Origin of the sequence: Rhodococcus opacus B4 (assembly GCF_000010805.1) — a bacterium.
In the GTDB taxonomy this organism is placed as follows: domain Bacteria; phylum Actinomycetota; class Actinomycetes; order Mycobacteriales; family Mycobacteriaceae; genus Rhodococcus_F; species Rhodococcus_F opacus_C.
In genome coordinates this window covers 5,378,266-5,393,605 of record NC_012522.1, presented here as the reverse complement: position 1 = coordinate 5,393,605, position 15,340 = coordinate 5,378,266, and the positions used below count along the sequence as shown (strand labels likewise).

Here is a 15,340-nt window from a genome sequence, read left to right as displayed (position 1 = left end):
CGCCTTTCTGGTTGTTCCAGCTACCAGAAAGGCGCACGGGCGCGGAGCGCCTACCACGGCACGATTTGCATCGGCAGTTCGTCCTCGTCGAACACCCGGCCCATGCGTTTGCGGACGCCGAGGACCAGGCATCGGTCGAGGATGCTGACCGCGGGCAGTTTCTGTTCGACGACGGCCTCGAGCCCCTCGACGTCGGACAGTTCCCGCAACCACACGGACACGAGCAGGTTGGCGGGTCCGGCGACCGACAGCACCGTCCGCACCGCGGGCAGCCCGCTCAGGTTGGCGCCGACCCGCACCATCTGGACGGCGGGGACGCGGAGGAAATACCACGCGCAGACCGGATAGCCCGAGGCCCAGCGCGGCATGTCGGTGCGGAGTTCCATCGCCCCGGACGCGAGCGTCGCACCGAGACGTTCGCGCGCACGCCGGGTGGACGTTCCCAGCGCCTCCGCGACCGTCCGTGTGGTCGCGCGACCGTCCCGGGACAGGATGGAGACGATGTCGCGCTCGGCGACGGGCGGACGAGCGAACATCGCGGAGAGCCGGGCGGCGTCGCGGTGCCGGGCGGCGTCGATCGCGCTCGACTCGTCGGCGTCGAGTGCACGCAGACGCCACTGCGAAGCGCCGGAGATCGCGGTGACGACCGGGTGCGTCCGGACGGTGCGGACGTCGGGGATGCCCGGAATTCGGGCCACGACATACCGGTTGAACGCGGTCGGGTTCTGACAGCCGACGGTGAGGATCAGATCGCGGCCGCCCGAGGTGATGTCGATGGACATGCACTCGCTGTCCTGGGACAACTCGGTGATCACGGTGTCGATCGACCCGGCGACGCACTCGACCTCCACGATCGCGCCGCGAGCCGTCTCGGACATCGGCGGCTGGGCGGTCACCCAGGCCATCCCCCGTTCGGTGAGTCCGGACCACCGCCGCGCGAGGGTGACCGGGTCGGCGTCGAGGATCGGACCCAGTTGCGACCACGGGGCCCGCGGCCACACCTGCAGGGCGTGAATAAGCCGAAGTTCGTCCTCCGTGGGCTTCTTCTCCTGCATAACTGCGGCTCCTCAGGTACAAAATCTGCGCATTTACATCGCAGAAACTCACTCACCCAACACTCGGACGCATCGATTCGGTCGTTTCGCTCATATTGTCATGTCGCCGCTTCCGGCGACCCGCCACCTTGGAGGTCACACATGGGAGCACTCCGATCCCCCATTCCCACCGGGTCCGGTCCCGATCGGCGCCTCGGCGCCGCGGCCGGTTTCGTCGGTTTCCTCTTCGCCATGGAACTGTCCAGCGGATTCCTCCAGGCCTGGTTCAGCCCGGTCCTCTCGGCAATCGGTGAGAAGTACTCGATCGGTCCCGCCGACCTGAACTGGGTGCAGACGAGTTACCTGCTCGCGACCGCGGTTCTCGTGCCGGTGCTCGCCAAGATGGGCGACCGGTACGGGCACAAGAGGATGCTCGTCGTCGCGACGGCGATGGTCACCGTCGGCAGCGTCGTGTCGGCGCTGGCCCCGACGTACGGCATCTTCATCCTGGGCCGGGCGATCACCGGCGCGCTCGCCGCGTTCCTGCCGCTCGAATTCGCGATCGTGCGTGAGCGCGCCGGGGAGCAGTCGGGGAAGGCGATCGGTTTGCTGGTCGGTGGGCTCACACTCGGCGCCAGCGTCGGCGTCGTCCTGTCCGGGATCCTCGCGTCGTTCCTGAGTCTCACTGTGCTGCTTCTCGTTCCGGCGGCGCTCATGGCGCTCGCGCTCGTGGTGGTGATCTTCTTCGTACCGGAGACGACGGCCCGGACCACCGGCCGCCTCGACTGGGCCGGCGCGATCCTGCTGGGCTCGGGACTGGCGTCCGCGCTGTTCGCGATCAGCACCGGCAACAGGTTCGGGTGGTCGTCGGGGCCGGTGCTCGGCGGACTCCTGCTCGGCGGTGTACTGCTCGCCCTGTGGGTAGTGGTCGAGCGGCGCGTGGCCTCGCCGCTGGTCGATTTCGGGATGCTGTCCGGCCGCGCCGGCGTCGGACTACCGATCCTGCTCGCGGCCCTGTTCGGTGCCCAGTTGTTCGGCAGCCAGACCCCGATCGCCCTCTTCGTGGGCACCGACCCGGCGGCGGCCGGATTCGGGCTCGGCCTGACGTCGTCGATGATCGGGCTGGTCCTCGTGTTCGCGTCGATCGCGGCGTTCGCCGGCACCTTCGTCGGACCCCGGCTCGGTGCGCGGGCCGGCGACGTCACGGCCGTCATCGTCGGCGCCGTCACCGCCACAGTGGGCTACGCCCTGCTCACCGTGCTGCACTCGGACACCGTCAGTGTGCTCGCGTGGCTCGTGGTGTCGGGTCTCGGCAACGGCATCATCATCGCCGCCCTCCCCAACCTGGTGGTGGCGCGGGCGCCGCGGGACTCGGTCGGCATCGCGTCGGGCCTGTACAACAGTGCCCGAACGGTGGCCGGCGCCGTCGCCGGAGCCAGCTTCACCGCAGTGATGTCCGGATTCACGGCGACGCTCGACAGCGGGGCCGTGATCACGAGTGAAGCGGGATACCAAGCCGTGTGGGTGATCTGCGGCCTCCTCTCGCTCGCCGTCGCCGGCCTCGCGGTGGTGACGCGCGGCCCGGCCGCCGACCGCGGCGCATCCACCGCCCCTGCCGCCGTTCCCACCGAAGCGTAGTTCCCAACCCCTGAAGAGAAGGAAACTTCATGACCGACAATGCAATTGCCGCCAACATCGATACCCCCGCCGGTCCGCACGGGACAGCGGAGAAGCTGAAGCGACGCGTCGAGGACACCGTCCTCGAATGGCGCGACCGGCTCGTCGCCGCGAGTCACGATCTGCACGCCCACCCGGAACTCGCGTTCGAGGAACATCGTTCGGCGGCGCTCGTCGCCGACCTGCTCCGCGACGCCGGGTTCGCGGTGGAAGTGGGTGTGTGGGGGCAGGCCACCGCACTGGAAGCCGTGTACGGCAGCGGTGAGCTGACGGTCGTGGTGTGCGCCGAGTACGACGCCCTGCCCGGGATCGGACACGCGTGCGGCCACAACATCATCGCGACCGCAGGTGCCGGGGCGGCGATCGCACTGTCCCGGGTGGCGGACGAACTCGGGATCCGGGTGAAGCTGCTCGGCACTCCCGCCGAGGAGAAGGGTGCCGGAAAGGCCCACATGCTCGAGGCCGGCGCCTGGGAGGACGCGACGGTGTCGCTGATGGTCCATCCCGGCCCCGGTGTGGTCGTGCCCACCGCCGGCAGCACGTCGCAGTCCCGCGACCGGTTCCGGGTCGAGTTCACCGGCCGGGCATCGCATGCGGCGGCCGCACCGACCGTGGGAATCAATGCCGGCGACGCGGCGACGGTGATGCAGGTGTCGGTGGGTCTGCTGCGGCAGCATCTGCCCGACACGGTGCGCGTCAGCGCCGTCACCCTGTCCGGCGGCGACGTCTCGAACATCATCCCGGCCTCGGCGGTCGTGGAAGCGGAGGTGCGGTCGTTCGACCTCGCGGAAACCGCCGACCTGAAGAAGAAGGTGCTCGCCTGCGTCGACGGCGCCGCGACGGCCACCGGCTGCACGTACGCGGTCACCCCGGTCGACCCGATCTACGAGCCCCTCGTCCAGCACCCGTTCCTCGCGGACCGTTTCGACGCCGCACTCGAACACCGGGGCCGGGTGATGCCGCCCCGGGAAGGCAGCGCACTCGGCGGCGGATCCACCGACATGGGCAACGTCTCCCAGGCGGTGCCGTCGATCCACCCGTTGATCGGGGTGATGGGGTCGACGGCCGCGCCGCACACGGCCGCCTTCGCGGCCGATGCGGTCACACCGGGCGCCGACGACGCCGTCGTCGACGGGGCCTACGCCCTCGCTGCCGCGATCGTCGACCTCGCCACCGACAGCGAGGCGCGAGCCGCCGTCCTCGAGCAGCAGCACAACCGGGCACCCGGCGCCACGCGGCGACCGGCGTACGTGTAGACGGGGACGGATCAGACTCGACCTGCCGATCGCAATGCCCGCCGTCTTCTCCGCTCGGACAGCTGGGCGCACAGCCGGTCTCGGATATCGGGGGGCACCTCTCGTCCCGCAGCGGTATCCAAGATCTTGGCCAGTCGCTGTTCGTATCTGGGCGCCGTCATGCCGAACCCGATCCAGATCTCGTCGGCCGGTGGACCACCGTACGGTAGCCACCGGCACGCGAATTCGAGTATCGCCGCAGTGACGTTGTCCACGATCCCGGCACCTTTCCTAGACGGCGAGGTTCTCGAAGACGGTGGCGTTGGCCATCCCGCCGCCTTCGCACATCGTCTGCAGTCCGTAGCGGACGCCGTCGGCGCGCATGCGGTGCACGAGGGTGGTCGCGAGCGAGGACTGCATCACGCATGGTGTGTTCCTGTTCTCTCGTTCTCGGTGATCACGTCGCGGTCCAGACCGGGGCGCGACGTTCGGTGAAGGTGGCCGCGCCTTCGCGGGCATCGCTCGAGTCGAACACCGGACGCTCGTCGTCGACGGAGGGTCGATCCGCCGCTAGACCGCGGTTCGTGGAGATTGTCTCGGTCCGCGGACCCGGTGCGGCGATCCCGGCGATAGTCTGGGAAGGCGTCGTCGAGAGGTAGGCGGATGACACCACGGTTTCCGGGGCGGCACAGGGGCGGATAGCGCGTTGGCAACCGACGGCGATCCGCTCCGCACACAGCGCGATACCGACACCGCGACGACGGATGAACTGCGCGCGGCCGGGTTCGACGATGCCCGGGAGATCGGGCGTGGGGGCTTCGGCGTGGTGTATCGGTGCACCCAGTCCGCCCTGGACCGCGCGGTGGCCGTGAAGGTTCTCAGCGGCGACCTCGACGACGAGAGCCGGGCCAGGTTCCTCCGGGAGCAGCGGGCGATGGGCAGGCTGACCGGGCACCCGAACGTCGTGAGCGTGCTCGAGGTCGGCGTCACGCCGAGCGGGCGTCCGTTCCTGGTGATGCCCTACCATCCGCAGGACTCCCTCGACGCACGGATTCGCCGGCACGGTCCGCTTACCGTCACCGAGGCGTTGCGGTTGGGCGTGAAGATCGCCGGCGCCCTCGAGACGGCGCACCGGTACGGCATCGTGCACCGCGACGTCAAACCCAGCAACATCCTGCTCACCGACTACGACGAACCGGCGCTGACGGACTTCGGCATCGCGCACATCACCGGCGGTTTCCAGACCGCCACGGGAACCATCACCGGATCACCCGCGTACACCGCCCCGGAGGTCCTGGAGGGCGACACCCCGAGTCCGTCCTCGGACGTCTACGGACTCGGGGCGACCCTGTTCGCCGCGCTGACCGGGCACGCGGCATTCGAGCGCCGCAGCGGCGAACAGGTGGTGGCGCAGTTCCTGCGGATCGCCACGCAACCGGCGCCGGACCTCCGTGAGTCCGGTATCGACGCCGACGTCGCCGCCCTGCTCGAGCACGCCATGTCGCGAGACTCGCACGAGCGCCCGTCCGCGGCGGCGCTGGGTGAAACGCTGCAGGGCATCCAATTTCGCCGCGGCTTTCCCGTCGACACGATGGCGTTGGGCCCGGACCCCGCCACGGACGAACCGCCGCAACGCCCCGCACGGCCGCCGGCCGGACGATCATCGACCGGCTCCGCGGGATCGCCGACCGACGGGAGCCTTCCCCTGGACTTGACGAGCTTCGTCGGCCGACGGAAAGAGCTCGCCGAGGCCAGGAAACTGCTCTCGGCGTCACGGCTGGTCACATTGACCGGTATCGGCGGTGTGGGCAAGACCCGACTGGCACTACGGGTCGCGAGCGACATTCGGCGAGCATTCGACGACGGGGTCCGGCTGGTCGAATTGGGTGAACTGCGCGACGGATCACTGCTGGGGGAAGTCGTGGCGGCGGGGCTGGGGTTGCGGCAGCGGTCGCCGAGACCGCTGCAGACCCTCGTGGAGTTCCTGGAGCCGCGAGACATGCTCCTGGTCCTCGACAACTGCGAGCAGGTGGTGGATGCGGCAGCAGGCCTGACGGAGACAGTGCTGCGCGCCTGTCCCGGCCTGCGGATTCTGGCGACGAGTCGCGAGACCCTGGATGTCGCGGGGGAAGCCGCCCTGCGCGTTCGTCCACTGGCACTTCCGGATTCGGACAGGGAGCCGTCTCTGAAGAGTCTGCCCGGGTACGACGCCGTGACGTTGTTCGCCGAACGGGCCGCCACGGCGGTGCCCGGCTTCGAGCTCACCGAGGACAATGCGGAGACCGTCGCCCGGATCTGCATCCGGCTGGACGGCCTGCCCCTGGCCATCGAGTTGGCGGCGGCGAGGCTGCGGTCGATGTCGCCGGAACAGATCCTGCAGCGGTTGACCAACCGGTACGAGCTGTTGACCCGCGGAAGCCGGAATGCGCCGACCAGGCAGCAGACGTTGCGGTGGAGCATCGACTGGAGCTACGACCTGTGTCTCCCGGCCGAGCAGCTGCTGTGGTCGCGGCTGTCGGTGTTCGCAGGCAGCTTCGAGCTGGACGCCGCGGAGGAGGTGTCCATGTACGACGCCGAACCGGCCGGTCTCATCGATCTCGTCGCGTCGCTCGTGGACAAGTCGATCCTCATCCGCGAGGGATCGGGGGCGGTGGTGCGATTCCGGATGCTCGAAACGCTGCGCGAGTACGGCCGGGAGAAGCTCGAACAGGCAGGAACCCTCCCGGAACTCCGGCTACGGCATCACAACTGGTACCGGCAACTCGCCCTCCAAGCCGAATCCGAATGGATCGGCCCCCGGCAGGTCGCCTGGCTCGCGCGGCTCGAGCGTGAACAACCCAACCTGCGCGAAGCGATGGAGTACGGCCTGACTGCCTCGGCCGACCCGGCCGACTCGGCCGAGGCAGGGCTGGAGATCGCGACCGCTCTGTATCCGTTCTGGGTTTCTCGTGGGCTGCTGCGCGAGGGTCGCCGCTGGCTCGACCGCGCCCTGGCACGGGAGGGAGAACACGACACCGCACTCCGGGTCAAGGCGTTGCACGCGGCCAGTGTCCTCGCCAGCCGGCACGAGGACCTGGAGCGGGCGGCCGAACTGATCGACGAGGGGCGTGTACTTGCCGAGACCAGGGGAAGTGCAGTCGATCGCGCACTGATGCTTCAGGCCGACGGAGCGCACGCCGTGCACGGCGGCAACCCGGAGCGCGCCGTGAGCTCGTTCACCGAGTCGCTCGAGGTGTTACGTGGCGAGCGCAACCTCCTTGCACACGTCACTGTCCTGCATGCGCTCGGATTGGCTCACGAGATCCTCGGGCACACCGAGGCCGCCACCGGCTGTCTCGACGAGGCGATCCGGATCACCGAATCACACGGTGAATCGGTGTACCTGGGCCGCGCGTCCCTCACCCTCGGGCTGGTGGTGTGGTGGGAGGGCGACCGTGATCGCGCGGTGCTGCTGCTGCGACGGGGACTCGAGCTGGCCCGCTTGGTCGACGATCCGTTCGGAGCCACCTGGTGCCTCGAAATCCTCGCCTGGATCTCGTCCCGCGAGAACGATTTCCATCGCGCCGCCGTCCTGCTGGCAGCGGCCGAGGTGCTTCGACGGAGGGTGGGTACCTCCATTGTCCAGATCCCCGACCTGACCGAATCCCACAAGGAATGCGAGCTCGTCACGCGGCACTCGCTCGGTGCCCGGGCGTTCGAGACTGCGTCCCGCGAGGGCGAGGCGCTGGGCTTCGCCGCCGCCGCCTCGTATGCCCTGGGCGAATCACTCCCGGCAGCGCCACGGCGCGGCGATCCTGCGGCGGCACTGACGAAGCGTGAACGCCAGGTCGCCGGCCTGGTTGCACAGGGCCTGACCAACAAGGCGATCGCCGCCCGCCTCGTGATCTCTCAACGCACCGCGCAGGGTCACGTCGAACACGTACTCGCCAAACTCGGATTCTCGTCCCGGGCGCAGATCGCGGCCTGGGTCGCACGGCAGTCCGACGACGAAACCACCTGAAACCCTGACATCGCCGATCCGGGGCGGATAACGAAATGCGGCCGGACATCGAAAGCCGCGCCCCCGCCCCGCCGCGGTTCTACGCTGAACGTGTGGTGGCTCTGGTGCGGGCGGTCCGGCGGCTGGCTCTGGGACGCCCGCTGCGCAGTGACGATCTCGGGGAGCAGTTGCTGACCAAGCGTCTGGCGCTGCCGATTTTCGCGTCCGACCCGCTGTCGTCGGTGGCGTATGCGACGCAGGAGATCCTGCTGATCCTGTCGCTGGGCGGTCTCGCGTACTTCTATCTGACACCGTATCTGGCGGTCGGCGTGGTGGTACTTCTCGCCGTCGTCGCCCTGTCGTACCGCCAGGTGGTGTACGCCTATCCGAGCGGGGGCGGCTCGTACGAGGTGGCCACGAAGAACCTCGGCCCGTCCGCGGGGTTGACGGTGGCGTCCGCGCTGCTCATCGATTACGTGATGACGGTGGCGGTGTCGGTCTCGGCCGGCGTCGACAATCTGATCTCGGCGGTGCCTGCGCTGAACACGCACCGGGTGGCGTTGGCCGTGGCGTTCGTGGTGCTGCTGACGGTGATGAACCTGCGCGGGATCCGCGAATCGGGGACCATGTTCGCGTTCCCGACGTACGGGTTCATCGCCGGTGTGATGATCCTGATCGTGACGGGGTTCATCCGCGTCGCGGCCGGTTCGACGCCCGTCGCCGAAAGCGCCGGCTACACCATCGAACCGGAACTGTCCGGGCTGACCGGCCTGGCTCTGGTGTTCTTCGCGCTGCGCGCGTTCTCGTCAGGATGTACGGCACTGACGGGGGTCGAGGCGATCTCCAACGGGGTACCCGCGTTCCGTAAACCGAAGAGCGCCAACGCCGCGAAAACCCTCATGGCGATGGCGGCGACGGCCATCGTGATGTTCGCCGGAATCACCGCGCTGGCGATCGTCACGAAGGTGCACGTCGCGGTGAACCCGTGCGATCTGATCGGGTTCGCCGGAAACTGCGAGACCGACCCGCAGCGCACCGTCATCGCCCAGATCGCGGCCGCGGTGTTCGGCGGCACCACCAACTTCGGCTTCTTCTACGTGCAGGCCGCGACCGTGCTGATCCTCGTGCTCGCCGCGAACACGGCCTACAACGGCTTCCCGCTGCTCGCCTCGGTACTCGGCCGCGACCGTTACCTTCCCGTCCAGCTCAACACTCGCGGCGACCGGTTGGCGTTCAGCAACGGCATCGTGCTTCTCGCGGTGACGGCGGGCGGACTGATCGTCCTGTTCGAGGCGTCCGTCACCCACCTCATCCAGCTGTACATCCTCGGCGTGTTCACGTCCTTCACACTCAGCCAGGCGGGCATGGTCCGGCACTGGAACGGTGTGCTGGCAACCGAATCCGACTCCCGCGAACGCCACAAGATACGGGCACGGCGGGCACTCAACGGTACCGGCGCCCTCCTCACCGGCACCGTCCTGATCATCGTCACGGTCACGAAGTTCACCCAGGGCGCCTACCTGGTGGTCATCGCGATGCCGATCCTGTTCTTCCTGATGCGCGGGGTCCGGCGGCACTACGACCGGATCGCGGCGCTTCTCGTCGTCGACGAGGACAGCTTCACCCTCCCCTCCCAGGTGCACACCATCGTGCTGGTGTCCGTGCTCAACAAACCCACCGCCCGCGCCCTCGCCTACGCCCGCGCCACCCACCCGACGACGCTCGAGGCCGTCACCGTGCTGGGCGCCGACACCGCGAAGCTGCAACGGGAGTGGGAGAAGTACGAGATTCCGGTGCCACTGAAGGTTCTCGAATCGCCCTACCGCGAAGTCACCGGCCCCATCGTGGGATACGTGAAATCCGTCCGGAAACGGGTCCCCGGCGGAGTCGTCACCATCTTCATCCCCGAATACGTGGTCGGTCGCTGGTGGGAACACCTGCTGCACAACCAGAATGCGCTGCGCCTCAAGGGCCGGTTGCTGTTCACGTCCGGGGTGATGGTCACGAGCGTGCCGTGGCTGCTCGATTCGGCCACCCGGGCCGGCGCCCCGCTCGGCAAGCCCGCGCCGGGCGACATCCGGCGCGGCCTGCCCACCACCGTCGAACTCAGCGGAAAGTCGGCTTCAGGTACTCCGTGAGGCCGTCGACGGCGACCGGACTCTGCCGGAACCCCAGATAGCCGTCCGGCCGGACGACGAACGCAGCGGAACCCTCGGCACCGTAGGCGCGCGCGAACCCGCCGTCGCGGTCCCGGATCAGCGGCAGCACCGTCTCCCCGACCTCGGCGCCCGGCGAGGCGACGAGGTACGTGTCGACGAGTCCGCCGGTCGCCGCGTCCACCGACGTCGCGGCGGCCTCGAGCAGTTCCAGCCCGCGCGCGTCGACCGACTCGTCGGCGTACAGCAGCAGCGTGTGGTTCGGTCCCGCGAGCAGTGTGAACAGCCGGAGGGGGAACGCGACCGTGCTGCGGGTCAGCCCGCGGGCGTCCGGTGCCCGGCTGCCGGGCGCGAGGGCCGCATCGGGCGCCGGTCGGCCGACGATCGGACTGTCGGCGTAGCTGATGAGAAGTTGTGCCTCGCGGCGGATCACGTAATCGGGATCCGAAGACCCCGCCCCGATCCCCTCCCGGGCGCTGCGCACGGTGCGTCCCACCACCTCCTCCCCGACGGGCCGCCGCTCGGCGTCGTAGCTGTCCAGCAGATCGGAGGCTGCGGCGCCGGACACCGCCAGCGCGACCTTCCACGCCAGATTGTGAGCGTCCTGGATGCCGGTGTTCATGCCCTGCGCGCCGGTCGGCGGATGGATGTGTGCGGCGTCGCCCGCGACGAACACCCGTCCGCGCCCGTACGAGTCGACGATGCGGTGGCTGATCCGGAAGACGGACGACCATCGGAGATTCGAGGCCCGCGTCGGCTGGGGCGAGAGACGGTCGAGCACGGCCTGAATGTGGCCGAGCTCCGGTTTCGGTCCCGCCTCGAAACCGTGCGCGATCTTGTCGGCCGCCGGAGTTCCGGTGCCGGCGAGGTCGTCGGGCACCAGCATCGACATCCGGTAGCGGTGGCGTCCGGGCAGCGGAATGCACACGAGCAGGTCGTCGGTCTCGCCGTCCGTCTGATGCATCGACCGGATTCCGTAGCCATGCGGCATCGCCCAGTCGACCTCGACATCGCCGAGCATGTACTGCTCGACGAACGCGCCACCCTCGAAGGTGAGACCGAGGCCCTTGCGGACCACGCTGTGGGCGCCGTCGCAGCCGAAAAGGTATTGCGTTCGGACGGTTTCGTCGCCGTCCGCTCCGGTGACCGTCGCGACGACGCCGTCGTCGTCCTGTTCGAACGCCGTCAGCCGGGTTCCGCGTTCGACCGTGGTGCCGAACGTGGCCAGGTACTCGGTGAGGATGCGTTCGGTCTCGTACTGGGGCAGCCCGAGAAATTCGAACGGGATGTCCGCCGGGAGCGACAATTCCAGCCGGGCCACCTCGTCGCCGTTGACGTACACGATCTGCCCGCGCATCTCGATCGACGCGTCCAGGATGTTCCGCAGCACACCCATGCTCTCGAACACCTCGAGAGTGCGCGGCTGGATTCCCACCGCCTTCGCATACTGCGGGGGCTCGAGCAGCGGATCGATGATGCGGCAGGCGACGCCTCGCCTGCGCAGTTCGATCGCCGCCGTCAGACCGACGGGACCCGCTCCGACCACCAATACCTCGGGATGCACCACAGACACCGCCTCGTCAGCAGGGACCGACCACCGCCCAGTATGCGGGACCGACCACGGGTTCGACCGGGGTTCGGGCCAGACGGGGCCACAGCCGGATCGGCCATCCGCGGCTTTCAGGTGGACATCGCATGCTCTCGCGGCCGGCGGACGGCCTCCCTGGCGACCAGTTCGATCGTCACGGCCACCGAGCAGGTCTGCGCGAGCAGCAGACCCACGAGCACGAGGATCTGGACGGCGCCGGCCTGAACGGCGGAACCGCTCGCGAGCAGCACCCCGACGAACGCCCCGGGCAGGGTGACGAGCCCGACGGTCCGGGTCTGGTCGAGCCCCGGAAGCAGTGCATCTGCGGCGGCGGACCGGACCACCTCCAAGCGGGCGTCGCGGGCGCTGAGTCCGAGACTGAGTGCCGCCTCCACCTCGCCCCACCGCTGTTCGACGGCGTCGAGCCCGCGACGCGACGCGAGCGAGGTGGCCGTCATCGCGCCACCGAGCACGATCCCGCCGACCGGAACGAGAGCCACACCTTCGAGCGGGACCACGCCGCTCACCAGCATCAACGGCAGAACGATGCCCACTCCCGCCGCGAGCGACAGCGCCAGCCACACCGCGGACCTCCCGGCCTTCGCGCGCCGGGCGGACGTTCCCACCGCCGCCGCGAACATGACGACCAGCACGAGGATCGAGGACCACAGCTGCGCGAGAGCGGCGGCCAGGATCAGGGACACCGCGGCGAGCTGGGCGGCGCCCCGGATCGCCGCGGCGGGCACGATCAGTGGGTTACCGAGACGGGTGAAGCGGTAGACCCCGACCGCGCACAGAACCATCACGGTGCACAGCACGGCCAGTCCGACACCGGGATTCGCCAGGGACGTACTCACCCGGCCCAGTGTTCCTCACGTGCGGCCCCGGGGTTCGGAGTACCGGTTCTGCCCACGCGGCCCGGGGAGTGCGTGCGACCATGGAGGAGTCGACGCTCTACGCCCGATGACGCTGACCGGAGGCCGTGGCGATGGACGACCGGGGGAACACAGCGCACCCGCGAGTCGTGGTCGAGACCGACCACGGCCGCACGAGCCACAGTGCGGGCAGAGCCGTACGCATCGGCCGGGACCCGCAGTTGGAGGTCACGATCGTCGACCCCGTGGTCTCGCGCGAACATGCACGGCTCACCTGGGACGACGGCTGGCAGCTCGTCGACTCCGGCAGCAAGAACGGGCTCTACGTCGACGGTGAGCGCCGCGAGAAGGTCCCCGTCACGAGCCCCGTCCGCGTCCGGCTGGGGGACGCGACCGAGGGCCCGGTCGTGCGGATCTCGGTCGAGGACCCGGACGCGACGCGACAGGACGTGGGCGCGCGATGGGACGAGTCGACGGTCAGTGTCGGGACGGCCGGCGCCCCGGCCGAGCCGCGGCACGAGGCGACTCCGGCGGGATCCCTCACGGTGGGACGGTCGCCCGACAACGACCTCGTCGTGCGGGACGTGCTGGCCTCACGCCACCACGCGATCGTCCACCGCGTGCCGTCCGGCCTCGAGATCGACGACCTGGGGAGCGTCAACGGAACGTTCGTCGGCGGCGCGCGGGTGTCGCGCGCGCAGCTGACCGACGGCGACGTCGTCACCATCGGCAATACCGATTTCGGCGTGCGGGAAGGCCGGCTCGTTCCCCGCCGGGTAGTGGCTCCGACCGCGGGCGGCCTGCGCGTGGACGGCGTCGGACTCACCATCGAAGGCGGGCGGCGCCTGCTCGAGGACGTCACCTTCACTGCCCAGCCGGGCAGCCTCACCGCCGTGATCGGCCCCTCCGGCGCGGGTAAGACCACGGTGGCCACCATCATCTCCGGTTCGGAGCGCCCGACGGAGGGCGTGGTCGAGTTCGAGGGACGCAGCGTGCACGCCGAATACCAGGTGCTGCGCTCCCGCATCGGGATGGTCCCCCAGGACGACGTCGTGCACCGCCAGTTGACCATCCGGCAGGCACTCGGCTACGCGGCGGAGCTGCGGCTGCCGCCGGACACCAGCCGCGCCGACCGGGAGGAGGTGATCGCGACGGTCCTCGACGAACTGCAGCTGTCCGAGCACGCCGACACCAGGGTCGACCGACTGTCCGGCGGGCAGCGCAAACGCGCGTCCGTCGCCATGGAGTTGCTCACCGGTCCGTCCCTGCTGATCCTCGACGAACCGACTTCGGGCCTCGACCCCGCGCTCGACCGGCAGATCATGGCGACGTTGCGCCGGCTCGCCGACTCGGGCCGCGTCGTCGTCATCGTCACCCATTCGCTGTCGTACCTCGAGATGTGCGATCAGGTGCTGCTCCTCGCACCGGGTGGCAAGACCGCCTATGTGGGCCCGCCGGACCGGGTCGGGGCCGCGCTGGGCAGCACCGATTGGGCCGACATCTTCGCCCGGGTCGCGGCCGACCCCGACGGGGTGTTCGCCGAGTACCGCGCCACCCGCCCCGCCGTGGAGGTGCCACCACCGAGCCCGCCCGGACCTCTCGGCAGTCCCGCGCACACGTCGCGGCGCAAGCAGCTGAGCACCGTCGTCCGCCGCCAGGCGCGGCTGATCCGCGCGGACCGCGGGTACCTGATCTTCCTGTCCCTGCTGCCGTTCGTGCTCGGCGGCCTGGCCGTGCTCGTGCCGGGCGACACCGGGTTCGGCCCGTCCGGCCTCGACGAATCCGGCGAGCTCACCCAGATTCTGGTCGTGCTGATCCTCGGCGCCGCCTTCATGGGGTGCTCCCTGACCATCCGCGACCTGGTCGGCGAGCGCATGATCTATCACCGCGAACGCGCCGCCGGGCTGCTCCCGTCCGCCTACCTGACGGCGAAGATCGTCGTGTTCTGCGCCGCCGCGATCGTGCAGTCGGTGATCATGGTGCTGATCGTGTTCGCAGGCAAGGGTTTTCCGGGCCGGGGCAGCCTGATTCCCTCCGGCTCCGTCGAACTGATCGTGGACATCGCCGTCACCACCTGTTCCTGCGTCCTCGTCGGTCTGGCGCTGTCTTCGGTGGCGCGCTCCAACGAGCAGGTGATGCCGATGCTGGTGGTCACGATCATGGTGCAGCTGGTGATGTGCGGAGGATTGATCACCATCACCGGACGCGCCGTGCTCGAACAGGTGTCGTGGCTCTTCCCGTCCCGCTGGGGGTTCGCGGCCGCCGCCTCGACGGTCGACCTGCGCACCAACGCCACCGGCACCGAGCCCGACACGCTGTGGCAGCACGCCGCGTCGTGGTGGCTGCTCAGCATCGGCATGCTGGTGCTCATCAGCTGCGTGCTCGCGGTCGCCACCTACGCCCGGCTCCGACTGCGCCGTTCCCGCCGGGGCTGACTTCGGACGCTAGCTCAGCTCGACGACTGTCCCCAGGTCGTGCACGTGCTCCTGGTCGGACGACGTGGGGTCCGGCGTGATGTCGCCTCGTGCCGTGTGTGCCATCGTTCTCGCCTCGCCCGCGACGAAGGCGACCGGTACGGCCACGGCAACGGACAGAAGGGCGGCTGCTGCGTCGAACGCCAGGCGGGCGACTCCGAATGCACAGTTCGCCGTCTCTCGGATCCTCATCGTCCGCCTTCCTTCATCCCAGCCCACAGGACGCAGCGGACCACTCCTCTTTGCAGAATCATTACCTGTCCTACGCTATTAGGGGACAGGTACTACTCGCGAGTACCAAACCGACCAGATCGAATGGTCT

At 69.3% G+C, this 15,340-nt stretch carries 10 protein-coding genes and 1 pseudogene; 5 read left to right on the top strand and 6 right to left on the bottom strand.

The genetic code is table 11. From position 1 onward, the window contains the following. Positions 1-50: 50 nt before the first annotated feature. Positions 51-1,055: an Lrp/AsnC family transcriptional regulator gene (locus ROP_RS24785; protein ID WP_015888746.1), complete on the bottom strand. Its 1,005-nt coding sequence runs from the start codon at positions 1,053-1,055 to the stop codon at positions 51-53. Between the two features lie 141 nt (positions 1,056-1,196). Between ROP_RS24785 and ROP_RS24780 the strand changes: the two genes are divergently transcribed. Next, complete coding sequence (locus tag ROP_RS24780; RefSeq protein WP_015888745.1) at positions 1,197-2,672, top strand: MFS transporter; 1,476 nt, start codon at positions 1,197-1,199, stop codon at positions 2,670-2,672. A gap of 29 nt (positions 2,673-2,701) precedes the next feature. Next, positions 2,702-3,967, top strand: coding sequence for an amidohydrolase (locus ROP_RS24775; RefSeq protein ID WP_015888744.1), 1,266 nt, complete (start codon positions 2,702-2,704; stop codon positions 3,965-3,967). An 11-nt stretch (positions 3,968-3,978) separates the two neighbouring features. Here the strand turns inward: ROP_RS24775 and ROP_RS45305 are convergent, their stop codons facing one another. Both ROP_RS45305 and ROP_RS41425 read right to left on the bottom strand, forming a co-directional pair. Further along, positions 3,979-4,221 (bottom strand): DUF3263 domain-containing protein, encoded by a 243-nt coding sequence (locus ROP_RS45305; protein ID WP_158306516.1) that lies wholly within the window; start codon positions 4,219-4,221, stop codon positions 3,979-3,981. A gap of 16 nt (positions 4,222-4,237) precedes the next feature. Further along, positions 4,238-4,354 (bottom strand): annotated as a pseudogene (locus tag ROP_RS41425) (hypothetical protein); the annotation flags it as partial. A gap of 298 nt (positions 4,355-4,652) precedes the next feature. Here ROP_RS41425 and ROP_RS24765 point away from each other — a divergent pair. Continuing rightward, positions 4,653-7,946: a protein kinase domain-containing protein gene (locus ROP_RS24765; protein ID WP_015888742.1), complete on the top strand. Its 3,294-nt coding sequence runs from the start codon at positions 4,653-4,655 to the stop codon at positions 7,944-7,946. Between the two features lie 92 nt (positions 7,947-8,038). Beyond that, complete coding sequence (locus tag ROP_RS24760; protein ID WP_043826782.1) at positions 8,039-10,063, top strand: APC family permease; 2,025 nt, start codon at positions 8,039-8,041, stop codon at positions 10,061-10,063. Here ROP_RS24760 and ROP_RS24755 read toward each other — a convergent pair. Next, positions 10,032-11,648 carry an FAD-dependent monooxygenase gene (locus ROP_RS24755; protein WP_015888740.1) on the bottom strand — a complete coding sequence of 539 codons (1,617 nt, stop codon included), beginning with the start codon at positions 11,646-11,648 and terminating at the stop codon, positions 10,032-10,034. The two genes, ROP_RS24760 and ROP_RS24755, sit on opposite strands and share 32 nt — an antisense overlap. Positions 11,649-11,761: 113 nt before the next feature. Beyond that, entirely contained in the window at positions 11,762-12,526 is a 765-nt protein-coding gene (locus tag ROP_RS24750) for an ABC transporter permease (RefSeq protein ID WP_015888739.1), read from the bottom strand. Between the two features lie 131 nt (positions 12,527-12,657). Between ROP_RS24750 and ROP_RS24745 the strand changes: the two genes are divergently transcribed. After that, positions 12,658-14,979: an ATP-binding cassette domain-containing protein gene (locus ROP_RS24745; RefSeq protein WP_043826781.1), complete on the top strand. Its 2,322-nt coding sequence runs from the start codon at positions 12,658-12,660 to the stop codon at positions 14,977-14,979. A gap of 9 nt (positions 14,980-14,988) precedes the next feature. Here ROP_RS24745 and ROP_RS24740 read toward each other — a convergent pair whose 3' ends face one another. Then, entirely contained in the window at positions 14,989-15,210 is a 222-nt protein-coding gene (locus ROP_RS24740; protein ID WP_015888737.1) for a hypothetical protein, read from the bottom strand. Positions 15,211-15,340 lie beyond the last annotated feature (130 nt).

What these genes read in the sequence shown, in the direction of transcription:
- ROP_RS24785 (WP_015888746.1), bottom strand. Translation starts at nt 1,055, where the DNA reads ATGCAGGAGAAGAAGCCCACGGAGGACGAACTTCGGCTTATTCACGCC.
- ROP_RS24775 (WP_015888744.1), top strand. Translation starts at nt 2,702, where the DNA reads ATGACCGACAATGCAATTGCCGCCAACATCGATACCCCCGCCGGTCCG.
- ROP_RS24745 (WP_043826781.1), top strand. Translation starts at nt 12,658, where the DNA reads ATGGACGACCGGGGGAACACAGCGCACCCGCGAGTCGTGGTCGAGACC.
- ROP_RS24780 (WP_015888745.1), top strand. Translation starts at nt 1,197, where the DNA reads ATGGGAGCACTCCGATCCCCCATTCCCACCGGGTCCGGTCCCGATCGG.
- ROP_RS24740 (WP_015888737.1), bottom strand. Translation starts at nt 15,210, where the DNA reads ATGAGGATCCGAGAGACGGCGAACTGTGCATTCGGAGTCGCCCGCCTG.